The sequence below is a fragment of the Micromonospora sp. NPDC049089 genome (assembly GCF_040648775.1).
In the GTDB taxonomy this organism is placed as follows: Bacteria; Actinomycetota; Actinomycetes; order Mycobacteriales; family Micromonosporaceae; genus Micromonospora.
On sequence record NZ_JBEZEH010000105.1, the window covers coordinates 1 to 20,455 of the forward strand.

Annotated in this window: 18 protein-coding genes and 3 tRNA genes; 10 read left to right on the plus strand and 11 right to left on the minus strand. The window is 70.8% G+C overall.

The window, feature by feature from the left end:
- Positions 1–32: 32 nt before the first annotated feature.
- A complete protein-coding gene (locus AB0B48_RS18955) occupies positions 33–473 on the minus strand; it encodes a hypothetical protein (protein ID WP_357203060.1) in 441 nt (146 codons plus the stop codon).
- Between the two features lie 129 nt (positions 474–602).
- Here AB0B48_RS18955 and AB0B48_RS18960 point away from each other — a divergent pair, with 129 nt between their 5' ends.
- A complete protein-coding gene (locus AB0B48_RS18960) occupies positions 603–1,307 on the plus strand; it encodes a DUF2786 domain-containing protein (protein ID WP_357203063.1) in 705 nt (234 codons plus the stop codon).
- A gap of 12 nt (positions 1,308–1,319) precedes the next feature.
- On the opposite strand, the gene AB0B48_RS18965 is transcribed toward AB0B48_RS18960, so the two are convergent.
- The gene (locus AB0B48_RS18965; RefSeq protein WP_355004723.1) at positions 1,320–1,847 is read right to left on the minus strand and encodes an SRPBCC family protein; all 528 of its coding nucleotides are present in this window, start codon (positions 1,845–1,847) and stop codon (positions 1,320–1,322) included.
- Positions 1,848–2,003: 156 nt separating this feature from the next.
- Between AB0B48_RS18965 and AB0B48_RS18970 the strand changes: the two genes are divergently transcribed.
- Complete coding sequence (locus AB0B48_RS18970) at positions 2,004–3,146, plus strand: hypothetical protein (protein ID WP_357203066.1); 1,143 nt, start codon at positions 2,004–2,006, stop codon at positions 3,144–3,146.
- A gap of 209 nt (positions 3,147–3,355) precedes the next feature.
- Here AB0B48_RS18970 and AB0B48_RS18975 read toward each other — a convergent pair.
- The 8 genes from AB0B48_RS18975 to AB0B48_RS19010 all read right to left on the minus strand — a co-directional run bounded on the left by AB0B48_RS18975 (position 3,356) and on the right by AB0B48_RS19010 (position 8,943).
- Positions 3,356–3,429: transfer RNA gene (locus AB0B48_RS18975), tRNA-Phe, on the minus strand.
- A gap of 99 nt (positions 3,430–3,528) precedes the next feature.
- Positions 3,529–3,602: transfer RNA gene (locus AB0B48_RS18980), tRNA-Asp, on the minus strand.
- 52 nt (positions 3,603–3,654) lie between these two features.
- Positions 3,655–3,727, minus strand: a tRNA-Glu gene (locus AB0B48_RS18985).
- A 154-nt stretch (positions 3,728–3,881) separates the two neighbouring features.
- Positions 3,882–4,664, minus strand: coding sequence for a polysaccharide deacetylase family protein (locus tag AB0B48_RS18990; protein WP_357203068.1), 783 nt, complete (start codon positions 4,662–4,664; stop codon positions 3,882–3,884).
- Positions 4,665–4,739: 75 nt separating this feature from the next.
- On the minus strand, positions 4,740–5,684 hold the full coding sequence (locus AB0B48_RS18995) for a MerR family transcriptional regulator (protein WP_357203107.1): 945 nt from the start codon (positions 5,682–5,684) through the stop codon (positions 4,740–4,742).
- Positions 5,674–6,294, minus strand: coding sequence for an isopentenyl-diphosphate Delta-isomerase (idi, locus tag AB0B48_RS19000; protein ID WP_355004726.1), 621 nt, complete (start codon positions 6,292–6,294; stop codon positions 5,674–5,676). Before idi ends, AB0B48_RS18995 begins: the two co-directional genes overlap by 11 nt.
- On the minus strand, positions 6,291–7,772 hold the full coding sequence (gene crtI / locus AB0B48_RS19005; RefSeq protein ID WP_357203073.1) for a phytoene desaturase family protein: 1,482 nt from the start codon (positions 7,770–7,772) through the stop codon (positions 6,291–6,293). The genes idi and crtI overlap by 4 nt, the downstream gene beginning before the upstream one ends.
- Before the next feature lie 28 nt (positions 7,773–7,800).
- Positions 7,801–8,943: a polyprenyl synthetase family protein gene (locus AB0B48_RS19010; protein ID WP_357203076.1), complete on the minus strand. Its 1,143-nt coding sequence runs from the start codon at positions 8,941–8,943 to the stop codon at positions 7,801–7,803.
- 65 nt (positions 8,944–9,008) lie between these two features.
- Between AB0B48_RS19010 and AB0B48_RS19015 the strand changes: the two genes are divergently transcribed.
- Together AB0B48_RS19015 and AB0B48_RS19020 are read left to right on the plus strand one after the other, a co-directional pair.
- On the plus strand, positions 9,009–9,932 hold the full coding sequence (locus tag AB0B48_RS19015; protein WP_357203079.1) for a phytoene/squalene synthase family protein: 924 nt from the start codon (positions 9,009–9,011) through the stop codon (positions 9,930–9,932).
- A complete protein-coding gene (locus AB0B48_RS19020; RefSeq protein WP_357203082.1) occupies positions 9,929–11,254 on the plus strand; it encodes a deoxyribodipyrimidine photo-lyase in 1,326 nt (441 codons plus the stop codon). The genes AB0B48_RS19015 and AB0B48_RS19020 overlap by 4 nt, the downstream gene beginning before the upstream one ends.
- Here AB0B48_RS19020 and AB0B48_RS19025 read toward each other — a convergent pair whose 3' ends face one another.
- Positions 11,255–12,331 carry a serine hydrolase domain-containing protein gene (locus tag AB0B48_RS19025; RefSeq protein ID WP_357203085.1) on the minus strand — a complete coding sequence of 359 codons (1,077 nt, stop codon included), beginning with the start codon at positions 12,329–12,331 and terminating at the stop codon, positions 11,255–11,257.
- A gap of 81 nt (positions 12,332–12,412) precedes the next feature.
- Here AB0B48_RS19025 and AB0B48_RS19030 point away from each other — a divergent pair, with 81 nt between their 5' ends.
- The 6 genes from AB0B48_RS19030 (at position 12,413) to AB0B48_RS19055 (ending at position 20,401) form a co-directional block, all read left to right on the plus strand.
- Positions 12,413–13,900, plus strand: a complete 1,488-nt coding sequence (locus tag AB0B48_RS19030; protein WP_357203088.1) for an FAD-dependent oxidoreductase — start codon at positions 12,413–12,415, stop codon at positions 13,898–13,900.
- Positions 13,901–13,980: 80 nt separating this feature from the next.
- The gene (locus tag AB0B48_RS19035; protein ID WP_357203091.1) at positions 13,981–14,985 is read left to right on the plus strand and encodes a LacI family DNA-binding transcriptional regulator; all 1,005 of its coding nucleotides are present in this window, start codon (positions 13,981–13,983) and stop codon (positions 14,983–14,985) included.
- 333 nt (positions 14,986–15,318) lie between these two features.
- Complete coding sequence (locus AB0B48_RS19040; RefSeq protein WP_357203094.1) at positions 15,319–16,698, plus strand: extracellular solute-binding protein; 1,380 nt, start codon at positions 15,319–15,321, stop codon at positions 16,696–16,698.
- 87 nt (positions 16,699–16,785) lie between these two features.
- Complete coding sequence (locus AB0B48_RS19045) at positions 16,786–17,742, plus strand: sugar ABC transporter permease (protein WP_357203097.1); 957 nt, start codon at positions 16,786–16,788, stop codon at positions 17,740–17,742.
- Positions 17,743–17,753: 11 nt separating this feature from the next.
- Positions 17,754–18,641, plus strand: coding sequence for a carbohydrate ABC transporter permease (locus AB0B48_RS19050; RefSeq protein ID WP_355004735.1), 888 nt, complete (start codon positions 17,754–17,756; stop codon positions 18,639–18,641).
- A 140-nt stretch (positions 18,642–18,781) separates the two neighbouring features.
- On the plus strand, positions 18,782–20,401 hold the full coding sequence (locus AB0B48_RS19055; protein WP_357203101.1) for a glycoside hydrolase family 13 protein: 1,620 nt from the start codon (positions 18,782–18,784) through the stop codon (positions 20,399–20,401).
- Positions 20,402–20,455 lie beyond the last annotated feature (54 nt).

Consider the following 20,455-nt stretch of genomic DNA (forward strand, 5'->3'; position numbering starts at 1 on the left):
GGGGGGGGGGCCGCCGCGACCGTGCGGGTCGCTCAGAACGCGTGGTACGCGATGAGCGGTTCGTACTCGTAGCGCAGGTTCTCGAAGCGGACCCGGAAGTTGACGCCGTCCCGGACGTCGGTCGCCACCGTGATCCAGCCCGAGTTGGCCGGCAGGTACGTCCAGTAGTTGCAGGCGCTCGTCTTGTCGACGAAGATCACGCACGCGTCGGTGCCGTACACGCTCGCGTTGCGCACGTTGATGTCGCGGCAGCGCGTCGTGGTGCGGTACTGGCCGGCTGAGCCGCCGTAGCGGCCGGTCTCGAAGTACGACCGGACCGCCCCGCCGTAACAGGTGGCGAGCGGGGCGAACACGTTCGGCCCGGAGCTGACCGGCGTGGTCGGGGTGGTCGGCTCTGCCTGGGCGGGCGTGCCGACGGCGAGCAGTGCGATGGCCGTGGCGACGGCGAGCAGACGAGCGGTCGGGGATGGCATCCGTTCGTTCCTCCAAACAGTTGGTCAACGGTCCGTATCGGACTGATCATCTGGCCGTGACGATGATACGTATCGATCGATTGCCGCGCGGCCCCGGTGGTGTCCGGCCCGTGTGGTAGCTCTGTAGGCATGTCCGAGGCCATGCTCAGCAAGGTGCGCAAGCTGTTGGCCCAGGCCGAGGACCCGGCCTGCACGCCGGCCGAGTCCGCCGCGTTCACCGCCAAGGCGACCGAGCTGATCGCCCGCTACGGCGTCGACCGGGCGCTGCTCGCCGCCCGGGACCCGACCACCGACCCGGTCGGCGATCGGGTGCTCGACGTCGTCGCCCCGTACGCCCGCGACAAGGTCGGCCTGCTCGCCGCGGTGGCCGAGCCGCTGCGCTGCCGCTGCGTACGCCGCCGGCAGGGCAACGGCTTCGCCCTGCACCTCTTCGGCTTCGCCAGTGACCTGGAACGGGTCGACCTGCTCTTCACCTCACTGCTCGTGCAGGCGGCGCACGGCCTGGCCGCCACCGAGGTGCCCGCCGACGACCACCCAGCCGCCTTCCGCCGCTCCTGGCTGGCCGGCTTCGCGGAGGTGGTCGGAGGGCGACTCTGGGCGGCGGAGTCGGCGGCGGCCAGCGAGTCGGGCACCCCGTCGGTGGCGCTGGTGCTGGCCGACCGGTCCGACCGGGTGCAGCGCCGGCTCACCGAGGAGTACCCACGGCTGCGTACGGCACCGCCACGTCGGTTGGGCGGCACCGGCTTCGGTTCGGGGGCGGAGGCCGGGGAACGCGCGAACCTCGGTGGTCGGGACCTCGGCGGTGCCGCTGCTGGTCGGCGGCTCGGTCGGTGACCCGGTAGGCCGTCAGGCCGCCGTGCTGGGGCGATGGCGCGACACCGTGGCGACGTAGCGGGTGAGCAGCTCGTGCCAGCCGGCCGTGAGCGCCTTGCGGTAACCCTCGGCAGCCTCGCCGTGCCGGTCGAAGTGCCGGTGCTCCAGTTCGAGCCGGGTCTGTTCCGGCCCCTCGGCATGGAACAGCACCTCGACCTCGCTCGCGCGGGCCGGGTCCGGCACCGGTGCCCGGTCGGGGCCGATCTGCCACACGAAGACCAGTCGGCGAGGCGGATCCCAGGTGAGCACCCGGCCCCAGTCGGCCCGGAAACCGTACGGGCCGATCTCGTAGAGCATGCCGCCGGCCCGAGGCTCCATGCCCAGCTCGGCCAGTGCGTCCGGGCCGGACCAGGTGTATTCGGTGACCCACCAGTCGGTCAGCTCGTCGCTGAAGACCGCGAATGCGTGCTCGGCAGCACCCGGGACGAGAACGCTGCACCGGAGAGAGAACTGGCCGACGTCCTGCCGGATGTCGGCCGGATCAGTCAATTCCTGTCCCATAGGCCCGGACCATACCGGCTGATGCCTCGGTGTGCAGCTTCGCGCGGTGCCCGGTTCCAGACAGAGGGTCGTCGAGTCGTCACGGACGGGATGCCCGGCCGGAAAGCGGGTAACCGCGCGGACGACCGGGACTTTCGGGCGGGCGGGCGGGAGATCATGAGCGAGAACGCGCAGCAACGAGGGCCGGACCGGACCGTCGACGACGCCGCAGACCCGGACGTCCTGCTCGACATTCCGAAGGTCACCGTCGACTCCATCCGACTGGCGGTCGACGGTCTGGAGGCCGACCTGTCGCTGCGGGCCCGGGTGGCCAACCTGCTCCAGGTCGACGCCGGCGTACGGGTGCACCTCAACGGCGGCGAGTTGAACATCGACGGGGTGAACGCCGAGGCGCAGCTGCGGGTGCGGTTGGAGCAGTTGACCAGAATCCTGGGCCGCGCGCTCGACACGCTCGACCACAACCCACACATCATCGAGACGCTCGCGCGCACGGCCGGCACCGCCGTCGACGACATGAACCGCGGTGCCCAGCAGCTGGCCGCAGGCTCAGCGGAGATCAAGGCAACGGGTCGACGCTCGGACGACGTCCGCGACGAGCCGAGCCGGCAGGTCGGTGCGGCCAGCCCAGTGGCCGACCGCGACCGGCCGGGCTCCGACCGGACTGGTCCAGGTTGGCCATCGGGCTCTGGTCAGACGGGTCCCGATCGCCGTGGCCCCGATCGCCGTGGTCCCGATCGCCGTGGTCCCGATCGCCGTGGTCTCGATCAGCCGGAGCTGGATCAGCCGGGTTCCGGGCGACCGGGTCCTGACCGGCCGGATGCGGATCGGGCGGATGCGGGTCGGGCGGATGCGGGTCGGTCCGGGGCTGGCCCGGTCGGCTCAGGACCGGGTGCCGGCGGTCCTGGACCGCGAGCCGGTGGCCCAGGACCGGCCGACCAGGCGCAGCCGCAGGGCCAGCGTCCGGAGGGCCAGCGTCCGGAGGGGCAGCAGCAGGAGGGCCAGCGTCCGGAGGGCCGTGAGTCGGAGAGCGGCCCGCCGGCTGCTGATGGCTCGGAAGGTCAGCGGCACGAGGGTCCGCGTCGCACCGAAGAAGCCCGCAAGCAGTCGGATGGGTCGGGTCCGAGCCCGTCCGGTGGCGGCGACGGTGGTCTGCCGGGCGCGGCGCAGGCTGCGGCGCAGAGCGCAGCCCAGTTCGCCGAGCAGGCGGGGGAGACGTTGCGAGAGGCCGGACGCAGCGTGTGGGAGGCGATCCAGGGCAGCGTGGCCCAGCATCGCCCGCAGGGTCGCCGCGACCACTGACGCCGTGCGGCCGTGCGGCATGTCCGCCGTCGCTGCCCTGATGCGGAGGTGACCGCAGGCATGATCGACTCGGTTTCCTTGAATACGCGGTGTCGCGCCAGCCGGGACCCCGCGACTTCCAGAAAATCGTGTTGATCACGCCCGCCAAAGCAAGATCCCCACCTGCGTATTCGCTGGTGGGGATCTCTGTAGCCCGGCGAAAGGCTATGTGGCCAGGGGCGGGGTCGAACCGCCGACCTTCCGATTTTCAGTCGGACGCTCGTACCAACTGAGCTACCTGGCCGTGTCGCTCGGCTCATGTTACCCGGCAACCGGACGAACCGGCGGCAAGGCGACCTGCTCCGATACGCAGAACGCCGCGCGGGGCGCGGCGTCAGCGCTGCGGTCCTGACGGGACTTGAACCCGCGACCTCCGCCTTGACAGGGCGGCGAGCACTCCAACTGCTCCACAGGACCTAGCTTGTGTTGCTCCGGCTTGCGCCGGCCTTGCCCCGGCTTTCGCCGGTCGTGCCCCCAACGGGATTCGAACCCGTGCTACCGCCTTGAAAGGGCGGCGTCCTGGGCCGCTAGACGATGAGGGCGGCCCCGCCATCATTGCACACTCGCAACTTCAAGCGGACTTGCTCCCATCCGGCCCCGCCGGAGGCTCCGAAAGCATACGTGATGCTCCGTCGGTCGACAAAATCGGTGTCGGCAAGGGCTTGGGACGGGCAATAACAGCAGGTCAGAGCGGTTCTAGTGGAGTCGGGTGATGCCGAAGCGCTGCTTCAGATCGGCGATCATCTTTGGGCATGCGGCGAGTGTCGCGGCCCGATCACCGCCTCCGTCATGCAGAAGAACGATCGCACCGGGCCGGGTGGCGGCGTGGACACGCTTGCCGATCGTGGCTGCGGTCGGCTTGTCCCAGTCCTGCGGGTCGACCGACCAGTGCAGTGGACGCATGCCGAGGTCCTTGGCCACCCTGACCACCTCCGACGTCCACCGGCCGCCGGGCTGCCGGTAGAACGACACCTTCGCGCCGGGAACGGCCTTCTGGATGGCCTTGTTGGTGCGGTCCAGGTCGGCCCGGATTTCGCCGACGGGTCGACGGGCGAGCTCGAGGTCGTGTCGCCAGCTGTGGTTGCAGAGCTGGTGTCCCTCCCGGACGATCCGCCGGACCAACTCCGGGTGACGCTGTGCCTCGCGACCGACGACGCAGAAGGTCGCTGTCACCTTGGCGGCCTTCAGCTGGTCGAGCACCTTGGGTGTCCAGGCCGGGCTGGGCCCGTCGTCGAACGTCAGGGCCACCGGGCGTACGCCGGTGTTGCGCCCCAGGCCGGAGGGGAGCTTGGCCGGCAGCGGCCGCAGTGGCGGCTTGGCCGGCTTGGTGACGCTGGGGTGCGGTTTCGGGGTGGGCGGCGGTGTCGATGCCACCGGCTTCGGAGCGGCGGCGGGTGTGATGGTGCGGGTTGGCTGGGCGCAGCCGGACAGGAGCAGCGCCACGGCGAGGACGGACGCCAGGATGGCGCGGGCTTGCATGTGCTCGCTCCCGGAGGGTCGGGGTAGGCGGACCCGCCCGACGGTAGTTCACGCCGCGATCCGGCGACAGTGCGATCAGTCACGCCTCGACTGGTCCAGGGAGTCGCGGACGGCGGCGGAGAGCGAGACCGCCTCGGCCAGGTCGACCGGCCGCACCACCCCGGCGGGCAGTGTGTCGGCTCGCCAGCCGGGGCCGGCGGCGAGCACCAGCAACGGGCGCCGGGGGGCAGCGAGCAGTGCGCTGAGTTGGGTCGGGTCGGCGGTGGCCCGGGTGTGCGACCAGAGCACCACGGCGGCGGGTCCGGTCCGGTTGACCGCCTCGACGAGAGCGGCCACCGGCACCCGGGCGCCGAGCATCCGGTAGCTGACACCGGCTTCCGCGAGAGCTGCCGCCAACGCTTCCAGTGGCAGCGTGTGCTGTTCCTCGTCGGCGCAGGAGAGCAGGATCCGGGCCGGCCCGGTGGGGACCTTGGCCCGACTGGCCGCCGCGAGCGCTTCCGAGACGCAGCGGGACATCAGGTGTTCCACCTCGATCAGGCCGGCGGTGGCGGCGTGCCGTTCGCCGATGCCGGCGAGCACCGGGCGCAGCAGGCCCTCCCAGGTGGCCACGACCCCGTTGGTGGCCAGGGCGTGCGCGATCGTCTCGCTGATCGCCGCCGTGTCCAGTCGCATGGCGGCCCGGGCCAGGCCGCGCGCCGCCGGACCGGCGCGGCCGACCGGGATGGAGCCGCCGCCGTCCCGGCCGGTCGGGTGGATCCGGGCGGGGGCGACGGTGCCGTTGGGCATCGGGTCCGGTGCCTGGCGGGCCCAGCGGGCCGCCTCGGCGGGGCTCACTCCCTCGGCGGTGAGCCGTCGCATGATTTCGAGACGGGCCAGATCGGTGGGTGTGTACCGGCGGTGGTGACCGGGGATGTGTTCGCTGGGCCCGAGCCCGTAGCGCTGGTGCCAGGTGCGGAGGGTCGTCACCGCGACCCCCAACCGACGTGCGACGGCGCCCGCGCTCAGCGCCTCATCGACCACCCGACCGCTCCGCCGTGTCATCCGCCGACGATCCGGGCAGCGTCATGGCCGGGCCGGTTGCGCCCGACCGGGACTCCGCGGGGCGGAGCAGCCGGTGCACCACCCCGCCCAGCCAGGGCGCGTACGACCGGGGGTCGAGCTTCAACTCAGCCTCCAACGCGGCGGGGTCGGCCCACCGCAGCTCGGCTACCTCGTCCGGGTCGGGCAGCAGCGGAGCGCCGGGCAGGAACTCGCCGCGCAGCACGTGGTCGTACTCGAACTCGACCCGACCGGTCGCCGGGTCCTCGGCGTAGTAGACGTAGATTCCGACCTCGGTCAGCTCGACCGGGCCCGCGCCCAACTCCTCGCGCAGCCGTCGGTTGGCCGCCTCGGCGAGCGACTCGCCAGGCTGCGGGTGGCCGCAGCAGGAGTTGGCCCAGCGCAGCGGGAACCGGGTCTTGACGGCGGCTCGGCGCTGGAGCAGCACCTGGCCGTCCGGGTCCACCAGCAACACCGAGAAGGCCCGGTGCAACTGCCCCGGTGGTTGGTGCGCGGCCGCGACGGTCGTCTCGCCGTGGGCCGTGCCGGTCTCGTCGACCAGCTCGACAAGGTGCTTCTCGCGGCTGCTCATCGGCCTTCCCCGGTGATCCGGCCGGCGGCGAGCTTGCCGGAGATGAGCACCATCGGTACGCCGACGCCGGGTTGGGTCCCGGAGCCGACGAAGACCACGTTCGACAGGTCGCGGTGCAGGTTGGACGGGCGGAACGGGCCGGTCTGAAAGAGGGTGTGCGCGGCGGCGAACGGGGTGCCGGCGGCCATCCCCTGCTCCTCCCACTCGGCGGGGGTGATCGCCCGGAGCACCTCGACCCCGGCGCCGAAGCCGACGTAGCCGCGCTCCTCCAGGGTGCCGATGAGCTGGTCGGTGTAGCGCTGGGTCAGGTCGCCGCGCCACTCGAACGGCGCCCGGTGCAGGTTGGGCACCGGGGCGAGCACGTAGTAGGTGTGTCGGTCCGGCGGGGCCACCGCGGGGTCGGTCCGGCTGGGGTTGGTCACCAGCAGCGACGGATCGGTCATCAGCTCACCCCGTCGGATGACCTCATCGAAGGTGCCCTTCCACGCGCGCCCGAAGTGGATGTTGTGATGGGCGATCTTCGCATAGGCCTGTCGGGAGCCGACGTGCAGAACGACGCAGGACGGCGAGTAGGTGAGCCGGCGCTGCGGCGCGGCGGGGAGCAGGTCCCGGTAGGCGACTGGCAGGTCGGGGTTGAGCACCACCACGTCCGCCGGCACCAGGTCGCCGTCGGCGGTGAGCACGCCGGTGGCGCGGCCGTTGACGGTCTCCACCCGGGTCACTGTGGTGTCGTACCGGATCTGCACGCCGTGCTTCTCGGCCGCGCCGGCCATCGCCCTGGAGACCGCGTGGATGCCGCCGCGTGGGAAGTAGACCCCGGCCACCGAGTCGAGGTACGCGATCACCGCGTAGATGGCCAGCGCGTCGTGTGGCGCGAGGCCGGCGTACATCGCCTGGAAGGAGAAGATCCGCTGGGTACGTGGGTCCCGGAAGAACTGGTTGATCTTCGTCTGGAGGCGTCGGAAAGCCCCGCCGCTGAGCAACTTGAGCAGGTTGCCGGTGATCAGGTCGGTCGGCGCGTCCAGGTTGCGCTCGATGAAGTCGGTGCGCTCCAGCCGCCACAGCTCTCGCGCGTACTCGACGAACCGCAGGTAGCCGTCGGCTTCCCGGGGCCCGCACACCCGGGAGATCTCGGCCGCCATCCGGGTGGTGTCGGTGAGCACGTCGAGGGTCGAGCCATCCGGGTAGTACGCCCGGTAGGCGGGGTCGAGCGGGGTCAGGTCCAGCCAGTCGTGCAGCTCCTCGCCGACCGCGCCGAGCGCCTCGGCGATCAGGTCGGGCATGGTGAGCACGGTCGGGCCCGTGTCGAACTCGTAGCCGTCCACGCCGAGGCGTCCGGCCCGCCCGCCGGGCACCGGCTCGCGTTCCAGCACCGTCACCTGTCGACCGCTGCCGGCCAGGTGCAGCGCGCAGGCGAGCCCGCCCAGCCCGGCCCCGACGACCACCACCCGGTCCGTCCGTCCTGTCACCGTCCGCACGTGACCACCTCCTCGCTCGAGTCGCTCATCAGGCCCGCCGGTTGGCAGCGGCGGTGGCCAGCCCCGTCAATGCGGTCCGCGCCGTCTGGTCCACGGGTGCGGTGTCGAGCGCGGCCAGCGCGTCGCTGACCCGCTCGGCGATCATCTGCTCCACCCGGGTCACCGCGCCGGTCTCGGCGACCAGCTCGGCGAATGTGTCGACCGATCCGTCGGCGGCCCGCTCCAACGCCGCGAGCTGGGCCGGGGTGGCCAGTTCACGGGCCAGCGTGAGCAGCGTGGTCGGCTTGCCGGTGCGCAGGTCGTCCCCGGCCGGTTTGCCGGTGGCCGCCGGGTCGCCGTAGACGCCCAGCAGGTCGTCGCGGAGCTGGAACGCTTCGCCGACAGCCAGGCCGTAGCGGGAGTACGCGGAGACCAGCGGGTCGTCGGCGGGCACCCCGGCCAGGCAGGCGCCGAAGAGCAGTGGTCGCTGGACTGTGTAGCTGGCGGTCTTGTAGCGGGCCACCCGTAGTGCCCGGTCGACCGACCAGCTGGCCGGGTCGTTCTCACCGAGCACGTCGAGATACTGCCCGGCGACCGTCTCGACCCGCATCTGGTCGTAGCAGCGGCGCACCTCGAAGAGCCGGCTCGACGGCACCGAGGCGTGGGCCAACAACTGGTCGGCCCAGACCATGCAGAGGTCGCCGATGAGCACGGCGACGGCCTCACCGAACCGGCCGGGATCTCCCCGGTGGCCGGCGGCGACGTGCTGTTCGGCGAGCGCGACGTGGGCGGTGGGCCGGCCACGGCGGGTGGTGGACGCGTCCATGACGTCGTCGTGCACCAGCGCGAAGGTGTGCAGCAGCTCGAGCGCGGCCAGCGCGGGCAGCACCGGTGGCAGCGCCGCGGTGCCGCCGACGGCCCCACGCCAGCCCCAGTAGGCGAACGTGGACCGGATCCGCTTGCCGCCCGTCAGGACGGCTTCCCGCGCGGTGGCGGCGAAGCTGCCCATCGACGCGTCGATCTCGTTGAGGGTGTCGACCTCGGCGGTGAGGAAAGTGTCAAGGGTTTCATCGACCGCCGTGACCAGATCGCGGGTGTAAGCAGCCAGAACGGCGCGGACCGGATCGTCTCCGTCGGCCGGCCCTGCCGGCGCCACGCGGGTCACGTTGCCCGCAACTGCGTCGTTGGCCATGCGGCTGAGCGTACCCTAGGCTACGAGTTGCGTCGATTGGTGCGTCGATAATGGAGGAGGGCCCGGTGGAAACTGATCTCACCGCTGCCTATGACCGGTGCCGTGAGCTGCACAAACGCCACGGCCGCACCTACTATCTCGCCACCCGCCTGCTTCCCGCGTGGAAACGACGACATGTGCACGCCCTCTACGGGTTCACGCGCTACGCGGACGAGATCGTCGACAGCACCGAGGACCTGCCGCCGGCCGAGCGGGCCGCTCTGCTGGACCGCTGGGCCAGCCAGTTCGTGGCCGGTCTGCACGGTGCGCCGGTCGACGACCCACTGTTGCCGGCGGTGCTGCACACGATCGCCGTCTTCGATCTCGACCGGGACGACTTTGCGTCGTTTCTGAAGAGCATGGCGATGGACCTGACCGTCACCGCGTACCCGACCTACGACCACCTGCTCGACTACATGGAGGGCTCGGCGGCGGTCATCGGCACCATGATGCTGCCGATCCTGGGCAGCTCCGACCCGGTGGCAGCCCGGGAGCCGGCCCGGCAACTCGGCTTCGCCTTCCAGCTCACCAACTTCATCCGGGACGTCGCCGAGGACCTCGACCGGGGCCGCACCTACCTGCCGGACGAGGACATGGCGAAGTTCGGGGTCACCCGCGAGGAGTTGGCCGAGGCCCGCGCCCGGGGCCGCGTCACCCCCCGGATCCGTGAGCTGATCGAGTACGAGGTGACCCGCGCCCAGGCGCACTACGCCGCCGCCGCGCCGGGCATCACCATGCTGGCGCCCGCCTCGCAGGCCTGCATGCGCACCGCGTACGCCCTCTATGGCGGCATCCTCGACGAGGTGGCCGCGCAGGACTACGACGTCTTCGTCCAGCGGGCCCTGGTGCCGCAGCGGCGACGGATGGCGGTGGCCGCGCGGGCCCTGCTCACCTCGACGGGTACGCCGGTCGTCATCCCCGGGCCGACGATCGAGCCGGAGAGCCGGTGACCGCGAGTACGGCGATCGTGCTCTTCACCCGCGACCTGCGGGTGAACGACCACCCGGCGCTGGCCACCACCTGTGTGGCGTTCGACCAGGTGGTGCCGCTGTACGTGCTCGACCCGGCGCTGGCCGACCTCTCCGCCAACCGCACCCGCTTCCTGCACCAGGCCCTCGCCGACCTGCGCGACCAACTCCGCGAGCGTGGCGGGGACCTTGTGGTCCGGCACGGCGACCCGGTGGCCGAGACGATCCGGCTGGCCGACGAGGTCGGGGCCACCGCCGTCGCGCTCTCGGCCGACGTCAGCCACTACGCCGGCCGCCGGGAGCGGCGACTACGCGCCGAGTGTGAGCGGCATGGGCTGCACCTGCGCCTGTTTCCCGGGTTGACGGTTGTCGAGCCGGGCGCGTTGCGCCCCGGTGGCGGCGGCGACCACTACCGGGTGTTCAGCCCGTACCACCGGGCCTGGGCGGCCAACCGGTGGCGCGAGGAGCTGGCCGCGCCTCGGCGGATCGCGCTGCCCGACCGGGTACGCGTGGGTCGGTTGCCGGCGCTGCCGAGCGGCGACTCGCCCGACACGGCCATCGGAGGCGAGCGGGTCGCCCGCCAGCGGCTCACCGACTGGCTGCCCGACCTGAACCGGTACGGCGATCAGCACGACGACATGGCCGGCGACGACACCTCCCGGCTCAGCCCGTACCTGCGCTTCGGCTGCGTGTCGCCGCTGGCGGTGGCCAACCGCGCCGGCGACCGGTCCGGCCCGTTCGTCAGGCAGCTCTGCTGGCGGGACTTCTACTACCAGGTCACCGCCGCCTTCCCGGAGATCTCGACCGCGGCGTACCGGCGGGGTGCCACCGAGCAGTGGCGCTACGACGACGACGCGTTGGCGGCCTGGACCGAGGGACGCACCGGAATGCCGATCGTCGACGCCGGGATGCGGCAGATGCTGGCCCAGGGCTGGATGCACAACCGCGCCCGGCTGATCACCGCCGGCTACCTGACCAAGCACCTCGGGCAGGACTGGCGGTCCGGGGTGGCGGTCTTCTTCCGCTGGCTGCTCGACGGGGACGTGGCGAACAACTCCGGCAACTGGCAGTGGGTCGCCGGCACCGGCAACGACACGAAGCCCTACCGGGGGTTCAACCCGGTCCGGCAGGCCGAACGGTACGACCCGGACGGCGTCTACGTGCGCCGGTGGGTGCCGGAGCTGGCCGCGGTGCAGGGCAAGGCCGTCCACCAACCGTGGCGACTGCCCGAGGCCCTGCGCCAGACGCTCGACTACCCGCCGCCCCTCTCGGTGCCCGGCACCGACCCCGTCTGGCTGCGCTGATCAGAGCACCGAGTGCAACACCTCGACCAGTTCGTCGACCCGGTCGTGCTCGGCGAGATGCGCCGTGGCGTACGCGAAGGTGTAGCCCCGATCGGGGTCGGCCCACGCGCTGCTGCCGCCGATGCCGCCCATGCCCCAGCTGCCGTCCGGCTCCCGTTGCATACCCAACGTCCAGCGGGCGTCGCGGTCCAACACCAGGTCCGGTCCGTCGTACTGGACCCGGGTCGCCTCCGCGACCAGATCCGGGCTGAACAGCCGAACCCCGTCCAGGACACCACCGGCCAGCAGGCCGGCGTAGAGCCGGGCCAGGCTGGGAGCGGTGGCGTGCAGGTTGACGGCCGGCATCTCGGCGCCCCGCCACAGTGGGCTGTTCAGGACGGCCAGGTCCAGCCCGCCGGCCGGGTTGCCCAGCGCCCGCGCCCGCAGCGAGCCCGGCTCACCGAGCGCCCGGGTCGGCCACCCCGGGTCGCCGTACCGCAGGTCCGCGCAGCGCGACTGGTCCGCCTCGGTCAGCCCGAAGCCGAGGTCGAGCTGCCACCGGTCGGCGATCTCCTCGGCCAGGAAACGGCCCACCGGCCGCCCGTCGACGCGGCGGACCACCTCGCCCACCAGGTGCCCGTACGTCCAGGCGTGTTCCCCGGCGACAGTGCCCGGCGACCACTCCGGGTCGGCGGCGGCCAGGTCGCCGGTGAGCAGCGCCCAGTCGGCGATCGCGGTGGTCGGTCGGGGCACCGGGAAGGCCGGCAGCCCGGCGGTGTGCGACAACACCTGACGCACTGTGGCGGGAGTGTGGAACTCCGACCAGTACCGGTCCACTGGCGCGTCGAGGTCGACGGCTCCCCGGTCGACGAGCAGCAACAGGCAGAGCGCGGCCACCGGCTTGCCCACCGAGTAGACGTTCACCAGCGAGTCCGGCAGCCACGGCTCGCCGCCCGGCCCGTGGCCGCTGCGGGAGCCGCCGGTCAGGTCCACGACCGGTTGCCCGTCGTACCAGATGCTCAGGGCGGCACCGGTTTCCCGGCCGGAGGCGAGCAGGTCGTGGAAGCAGTCCCGGACCGGAGCGAAGCGTGCGTGCATCCGGCCACGGTAGGCGTCCGGGCCCGGTGCGCGTGCCGACTTTTCCGGCGACCCCGGTGGTTGGGGTGGTGTCGCTGGGGGATGCTGTTCGGTGTGGCGGAACCGGAGCTGGTGGATGTGGTCGTGGTCGGGCTCGGGGTCGGCGGCGAGGAGGTGGCCGAGCGACTTGCCGAGGCCGGCCTGAGCGTGATCGGCGTCGAGCGGGATCTCGTCGGCGGGGAATGCCCGTACTGGGGCTGCATCCCGAGCAAGATGATGATCAGAGCCGCCAACGCGCTCGCCGAGGCTCGCCGGGTCGACGGGCTCGCCGGGACGGCCCAGGTCCAGCCGGACTGGGCACCGGTGGCGAAGCGGATCCGCGAGGAAGCCACCGACACCTGGGACGACACTGTCGCGGCGGAGCGGTTCATCGGCAAGGGTGGCCGACTCGTGCGGGGCAGCGGTCGGCTCGACGGTCCACGCCGGGTCCGCGTCGGTGACCAGGTGTTCGAGGCCCGACACGGGGTGGTGCTGGGCACCGGCACCCGCCCGTCGGTGCCGCCGATCGACGGCCTGGCCGACACGCCGTACTGGACCAACCACCAGGCGATCGAGGTCGAGGAGCTGCCAAAGACGCTGCTCGTGCTGGGCGGCGGCGCGATCGGCCTGGAGTTGGCGCAGGTCTTCGCCCGCTTCGGGGTCCGGGTCACAGTGGTCGAGGCGCTCGACCGTGTGCTGGCCATCGAGGAACCCGAGGCGTCCGAGGTCGCCGCCGCGGCGCTGCGCGCGGACGGCGTGGAGATCCACACCGGGGTACGCGCCGAACGGGTCGAGCACGACGGGACCAGATTCACCCTGCATGGTGGCGGCGGCGCGGAGTTCACCGCCGACCGGCTGCTGGTGGTGACCGGCCGCAAGGCCCACCTCGCCGAGCTGGGCCTGGACACGATCGGCCTGGACGCCAGCCAGCGTTACCTCCCGGTGGACGACCGTCTGCACGTCACCGACCACGTCTGGGCGGTCGGCGACATCACCGGCGAGGGTGCCTTCACGCACATCGCCATGTACCAGGCGGGGATCGTCATCGCCGACATCCTGGCCCGCGCCCGGCAGGCGAAGGCGGGCGCGGACGCCAGCGGCACCTCCAGCGTGGTCGGCGGAGCGATGGGCGCGTCCAGTTCGCTGGCCGCCAGCGGATCGAGCGGGTCAGCAGGCACCATCCCGCGAGCCGACTACCGCGCGCTGCCCCGGGTGACCTTCACCGATCCCGAGATCGGCGCGGTCGGGCTCACCGAGCAGCAGGCCCGTGACCGCGGCATCAACGTGCAGGTCGGTTTCACCAAACTGAGCAGTTCGACGCGGGGCTGGATCCACCGGGTCGGCGACGACGGTTTCATCAAGGTCGTGGCGGACGCCGACCAGGGAGTGCTGATCGGCGCGACCTCGGCCGGCCCGGCCGGCGGCGAGGTGCTGTCCGCGCTGGTGGTGGCGGTGCACGCGGCGGTGCCGCTGAGTCAGCTCCGGCACATGATCTACGCGTACCCGACCTTCCACAGGGCCATCGAAACCGCTCTACAAGACCTGTCCTGACCTCAGATCCGCCGGTGGGCAGCAAGCGCAGCGCATTTTGCTGTTCATTTCTTTCATGCAGGTGACGTACCATTGCGGCCGTGACCAAGCGGTTGACTGAAGTTGCCAAGAAGGCGGGCGTCAGCGAGGCCACCGTCAGCCGGGTGCTCAACGGCCGTGACGGGGTCTCCGAGGCGACCCGCACCGCAGTGCTCACGGCGCTGGACGTGCTCGGTTACGAGCGGCCGACCAAGCTGCGCGGCGAGCGCGCCCGGCTGGTCGGGCTGGTGCTGCCCGAGTTGCAGAACCCGATCTTCCCGGCGCTGGCCGAGGTGGTCACCGGCACTCTCGCCCAGCGCGGCTACACCCCGGCGCTCTGTGCCCGCACCATCGGCGGCGTCTCCGAGATGGACTATGTGGAGATGCTCCTCGACCACCAGGTCTCCGGGGTGATCTTCGCTGGTGGTTCGTACGCGCTCACCGACGCCCGACACGACCACTACCGTCGGCTCACCGACCGGGGCCTTCCGGTGGTGCTGGTCAACGCCGGCGTTGACGAGTTGGGGTTCCCCCGGGTCTCGACCGACGACGCGGTGGCGGTGGAGCAGGCGTACGGGCACCTGCGCTCGCTCGGGCACGAACGCATCGGCATGGTGCTGGGCCCGGAGGGGCATGTGCCGTCCCGGCGCAAGCTCGACGCGATGACCCAGGCTGCCGGCTGGGGCGAGGGCGACGCCGAGTGCGTCGAGCGCTCCAGCTTCTCGTTGGAGGGAGCGCGGGTCGCCGCGACGAAGTTGGTCGAGCGGGGCGTGACCGGCATCATCTGCGCCAGTGACGTGCTCGCGCTGGGCACGATCCGGGCGGCCCGCCGGCTGGGACGTTCGGTTCCGGCTGACGTGTCGGTGGTGGGTTTCGACGACTCCGCCTTCATGACGTGCACCGATCCGCCGTTGACCACTGTGCGGCAGCCGATCGAGACGATGGGGCAGGCCGCCGTGGATCTGCTGGTCACCCAGATCGAGGGTGCCGGCGTCCTCCAGGACGAGCTGCTGTTCGAGCCGGAGTTGGTGGTGCGGGGTTCCACCGCGCCCGCCCCCGGCCGCTAGGCACCACACCGAACGACGCTTCGGCCGTCGACCGCCTCTCGCGGTCGGCGGCCGTTTTCGTCGTTGCTCGCCGTCGTCGGCATCGACCGAGCCGAATGACCGGTCATAGGCCATCAATAGCTAACAAGTCGGGCGTCTTTCAGCGTCTTGCCAACATCTGTCGTAACCACGTCGTGTCCTTTCGGAACAGCGTCGATACCTTGCCGAAATGAGTCGGCCTCGTTACAGTGACTCCACTCACACCTGGCTCCGACGCAGCTACTGGGCGTCAGGTCGTATCACCGCAGATCAGCGAAGGTCATTGGAGTCACCCGTTCCCGAAGGGATGGACAGATGTCCGTACCGCACTACCGAAAGGCTGCGGCGGTTGCGCTCGTGGCCGGCCTGGGGCTCAGCCTCACGGCATGCTCCACGAAGAGCGACGACAAGGGCTCGAACGCCAGCGGCAAGGTCACCATCACTGTCGACTGCCAGCCGGTCGGCGCCCAGAAGGAGCTGCTGAAGAACTGGAACGACGACGTCGCCGAGTTCCAGAAGCAGAACCCGGACATCACCATCAAGAGCGTCAGCGTCGGCGAGCAGTGCAACAACCCGCCGGACTTCACCGCCCGCCTGGCCGGCGGCACCGTGACCGACGTGTTCTACGGGTACATGACCGATCTCCAGCAGGTGCTCGACTCCGGTCAGGCGATGGACATCAGCCAGTACGCCAACAAGGACAACGTCCCGACCTGGGACAGCGTCGACCCCGCGCTCAAGGAGGTCTTCACCGACGGCGGCAAGCTCTACGCCGTTCCGGTGAAGAACTACTCGATGGGTCTGGTCTACAACAAGGCCCTGTTCCAGCAGGCCGGGCTGGACGTGAACAGCCCGCCCAAGACCTGGGCCGAGGTCCGGGCCGCCGCCAAGAAGATCTCCGCGCTCGGCAACGGCATCGCCGGTTACTCCGAGTACAGCGCCGGCAACACCGGCGGCTGGCACTTCACCTCCCTGCTCTACTCGCAGGGCGGCAAGGTGCTCAGCGAGGACGGCAAGAAGGCCGACTTCAACAACCCCATGGGCAAGCAGGTCCTGCAGAACCTCAAGGACATGCGGTACGGCGACAACAGCATGGGCGCCCGTCAGCTGCTTCAGTGGGGTGACCTGCTGACGAACGCCGGCGCGGGCAAGGTCGGCATGTTCATCGGCGCGCCGGACGCCACCCAGGCGATCGTCAGCCAGTTCCAGGGCAAGTTCCAGGACTGGGCGATGGCTCCGCTTCCCGGCCAGGACGGCGCGGCGAAGGGGACGCTCGGTGGTGGCGAGGGCTACTTCTTCAAGAAGGACCTCTCTCCCGAGCAGGTCAAGGCCGGTCTGAAGTGGGTCGCGTACCAGAAGCTCACCCCGGGCAAGGGCCAGTTCGACTACGTCCGGGCCAAGCCGCAGAACTACCCGGTGGGTCTGCCCCAGCCGCTGCTCTTCGCCAACGGCAGTGACGCGCAGAAGCAGGAGTTGGAGCTGCGTAAGGCGAACGCGAACGTCGACACGACGAACTTCGCGCTCTTCGAGGCGACCCCGGTTCCGATCAAGGGTGAGCCGCGCAACGCGCAGGCCGTCTACGCGGTGCTCGATGCCGCGATGTCGGGTGTGCTGACCAACCCGAACTCGAACATCGACGCACTGCTCAAGACCGCCGAGGAGAAGGTCAACCAGCTCCTCGCCGCCGAGAGCTGACCGATCGTGTGGGGGCCGGTACGCCGACCCGGCCCCCACACTCCCCACCCCGCGCCGTCGACGTCACCGACTCACCCAGGAGTTGCCTTGGCGATCACCACCGTCCCGGAGACCCGCAGGAAACCGGGCCGCCCGCCGTCGCCGTACTCGGCGAGGCCGCAGCGCACCAGCCTCGGCCGCAAGGTACGGGACAACCTGACCGGTCACGCGTTCCTGATCGGGGCGGTGCTCTGCTTCGTCGTCTTCTCCTGGTACCCGATGATCCGCGGCATCGTCATGAGCTTGCAGCGGACCCGGCGCGGCGAGACCACCTGGGTGGGCTGGGACAACTACTCCCGCATCATCGCCGACCCGAGCTTCTGGACGGCCTGGCAGAACACCTTCTACTTCACGGTGCTCGCGCTCGCCCTCGGCTACGTGGTGCCGTTCTTCGTGGCGATCCTGCTCAACGAGTTCCGCCACGCCAAGGGGTACCTGCGGATCCTGGTCTACCTGCCGGTGATGCTGCCGCCGGCCTCGGCGCTGTTCCTTTTCAAGTTCTACGCGTACGACCCCAGCGAGGCCGGGCTCTTCAACGCGATCCTCAAGGCGCTGCACCTGCCCACCTCGCAGTGGATGCAGTCGCCCGAAATGACGATGCCGGCCATGGTGGTCGCGTCGACCTGGATGAACATGGGCGGTGCGGTGCTCATCTACCTGGCGTCGTTGCAGAACATCCCCGGCGAGCTCTACGAGGCCGCCGAGCTGGACGGCGCCGGGATCTGGCGGCGGATCGTGCACGTCACGATCCCGCAGACCCGGCTCATCCTCGCGCTCCTGGCGATGCTCCAGATCGTCGCCACCATGCAGCTCTTCATCGAGCCCCTGATCCTCGCCAACGGTGCGGGCGCGGAGGACTCCGCGACCTCGGTGGCGTACCTCATCTACCAGCACGGGTTCTTCCAGAACGACCTCAACGGCGCCGCCGCGCTGGGCGTGATCATGCTCGTGGTGCTGGCCGGCTTCTCCGCCGTGTACGTGCGGCTGACTGCGAAACAGGACTAGGACGGCGAGGAATGGCACAGGATTCCGGAACCCGGACCCTCATCTCCCACTCCCAGCTGAGCCGGGGGCGCGGCAAGGTCATCTACTGGACGCTGCTGGTCATCGTCGTGGCGGGGTTCACCCTCGTGTTCCTCGGCCCGCTCTACTGGATGGTCACCGGCGCGCTCAAGTCCGGCCAGGAGATCGCGCAGACCCCACCCTCGCTGTTCCCGAAGGACCCGCAGCCGCAGAACTACATCGACGCCTGGAACAACCTGGCCCTCGCCAAACTGCTGTTCAACACCTTCTACTACGCGATCGGCGCGGTGCTGTTCCAACTGGTCTTCGACAGCGCGGCGGCGTACTCGTTGTCCAAGCTCCGGCCGATCTTCGGCAACGCGATCCTCGGCCTGATGCTGGCGACGCTGATGATCCCGGCAATGGTCCTCATCGTGCCGCAGTACGTGACGGTGCTCGACCTGCCGATCCTGCACATCAACCTGCTGGACTCGCCGTTCGCCATCTGGCTGCCGATGGTCGCCAACGCGTTCAACATCTTCCTGCTGAAGCGGTTCTTCGACTCGATCCCCGAGGAGTTGATGGCCGCCGCCCTCATGGACGGGGCATCGTCGCTGCGTACGCTCTGGTCGATCATCCTGCCGCTGTCGCGTCCCATCCTCGGCGTCGTCTCGATCTTCGCCGTGACGGCGGTGTGGAAGGACTTCCTCTGGCCGAAGCTGGTCATGCCCTCGCCCGAGACCCGGACGGTGAGCGTCGGCATCTACACCTTCGCCGGCGGCACACCGATGAACGTGGTGATCGCCGCGTCGGTCATCGCCGCGATCCCGACGGTCATCATCTTCCTGATCTTCCAACGGAACATCATGTCCGGTCTGACCACGGGCAGCATCAAGGGATAACCACCACCGCATCCTTCCGCGCGGCGAACAACGACCGTTCGCCCGACACATGACCAGGTCCGGCGGACCCGCCGACGTACTGACGCAGAAAGCAGGTGCTCGTGTCCACAGCTGACAGAAGTCCGTGGTGGCGTGGAGCCGTGATCTACCAGGTGTATCCCCGGAGCTTCGCCGACGGTAACGGCGACGGCATCGGAGACATCGCCGGCATCCGGTCCCGGCTGAACCACCTGTCCGCGCTCGGCGTCGACGCGATCTGGTTCAGCCCCTGGTACCCGTCGCCGATGGCGGACGCCGGCTACGACGTCTCCGACTACCGCGACATCGACCCGGTCTTCGGCACCCTGGCCGAGGTGGAGGCGCTGATCGCGGAGGCGCACGCGCTGGGCATCCGGACCATCGTCGACGTGGTGCCCAACCACTGCTCCGACGCGCACCCCTGGTTCCAGGCCGCGCTCGCCGGCGGACCCGGCGCGCCCGAACGGGACCTGTTCTGGTTCCGGCCCGGCCGGGGTCCCAACGGCGATGAGCGACCCACCGACTGGATCGGCGAGTTCGGCGGCGAGACCTGGACCCGCACCACCAACCCGGACGGCACCCCCGGCGACTGGTACCTGCACCTGTTCGCCCCCCAGCAGCCGGACTTCAACTGGGACCACCCCCGGGTGCGGGAGGAGTTCGAGGACATTCTGCGGTTCTGGTTCGACCGGGGCGTGGACGGCATCCGGATCGACTCGGCCGGGCTCCTGGTCAAGGACGGGACGCTGCCCGAGGTCCGCGAGGACGAGCCGCACCCGTTCCACGACCTCGACGGCGTGCACGACATCTACCGGGGCTGGCGTCGGGTCGCCGACGAGTACGCCGACCGGGCGCTGATCGGCGAGGTGTGGCTGCCGGACCGGCAGCGGTTCGCCAACTACCTGCGCCCGGACGAGCTGCACGCCGCGTTCAACTTCGACTTCCTCGGCTGCGCCTGGGATGCGGCAGCGCTGCGGGAGAGCATCGACGGGACGTTGAGCGCGCACGCGCCGGTCAACGCGCCGGCCACCTGGGTGCTCTCGAACCACGACGTCACCCGGCACGTCACCCGCTACGGTCGTGCTGACACGCGGTTCAGCTTCGCCGCCAAGCGCGAGGGCACCCCCACCGATCTGGAGCTGGGCACCCGCCGGGCCCGCGCCGCCGCGCTGCTCTCGCTGTCGCTGCCCGGCGCCGCCTACGTCTACCAGGGCGAGGAACTGGGCCTCTACGAGGTCGAGGACATCCCGTACGCGATGCGGCAGGACCCCATGTGGGAGCGGTCCGGCCGGATCGACCCCGGTCGGGACGGCTGCCGCGTACCGCTGCCCTGGGCCGGGGACGAGCCGCCGTTCGAGTTCAGCCCCGAGGGTGCCGCGGCGCCCTGGCTGCCGCAGCCGGCCGACTGGAAGGAGCGGACGGCCAGCGCGCAGACCGGCGACTCGGCCTCGATGCTGGAGCTGTACCGGGCGGCGATCCAGGCCCGCAAGGCCGACCCGGCACTCGGTGACGGCGAGCTGACCTGGCTGCCCGCCCCGGACGGGGTGTTGGCGTTCAGCCGTGGCGGGGGCTTCACCTGCCTGGTCAACCTGTCCGCCGCGCCGGTGCCGATGCCAGCTCAGGGGGAGCGGCTGCTGGCCAGCGGGCCGCTCGACGACGGGTTGCTGCCGTCCGACACAGCGGTCTGGCTGCGTACCGCCGAATCCACCGACGGGCCGCGCGGGGCGGACGGCCCGGCCTGACCTGACTCTGCTCGCCGTGGTGGGGGCGGGCCCGGCCCCCCCCCCGCCCCCCCC

Coding starts and splice junctions, on each gene's coding strand:
- AB0B48_RS18955 (WP_357203060.1), bottom strand. CDS start 473: ATGCCATCCCCGACCGCTCGTCTGCTCGCCGTCGCCACGGCCATCGCA.
- AB0B48_RS18960 (WP_357203063.1), top strand. CDS start 603: ATGTCCGAGGCCATGCTCAGCAAGGTGCGCAAGCTGTTGGCCCAGGCC.
- AB0B48_RS18965 (WP_355004723.1), bottom strand. CDS start 1,847: ATGGGACAGGAATTGACTGATCCGGCCGACATCCGGCAGGACGTCGGC.
- AB0B48_RS18970 (WP_357203066.1), top strand. CDS start 2,004: ATGAGCGAGAACGCGCAGCAACGAGGGCCGGACCGGACCGTCGACGAC.
- AB0B48_RS18990 (WP_357203068.1), bottom strand. CDS start 4,664: ATGCAAGCCCGCGCCATCCTGGCGTCCGTCCTCGCCGTGGCGCTGCTC.
- idi (WP_355004726.1), bottom strand. CDS start 6,294: ATGAGCAGCCGCGAGAAGCACCTTGTCGAGCTGGTCGACGAGACCGGC.
- AB0B48_RS19010 (WP_357203076.1), bottom strand. CDS start 8,943: ATGGCCAACGACGCAGTTGCGGGCAACGTGACCCGCGTGGCGCCGGCA.
- AB0B48_RS19025 (WP_357203085.1), bottom strand. CDS start 12,331: ATGCACGCACGCTTCGCTCCGGTCCGGGACTGCTTCCACGACCTGCTC.
- AB0B48_RS19030 (WP_357203088.1), top strand. CDS start 12,413: ATGCTGTTCGGTGTGGCGGAACCGGAGCTGGTGGATGTGGTCGTGGTC.
- AB0B48_RS19040 (WP_357203094.1), top strand. CDS start 15,319: ATGTCCGTACCGCACTACCGAAAGGCTGCGGCGGTTGCGCTCGTGGCC.
- AB0B48_RS19050 (WP_355004735.1), top strand. CDS start 17,754: ATGGCACAGGATTCCGGAACCCGGACCCTCATCTCCCACTCCCAGCTG.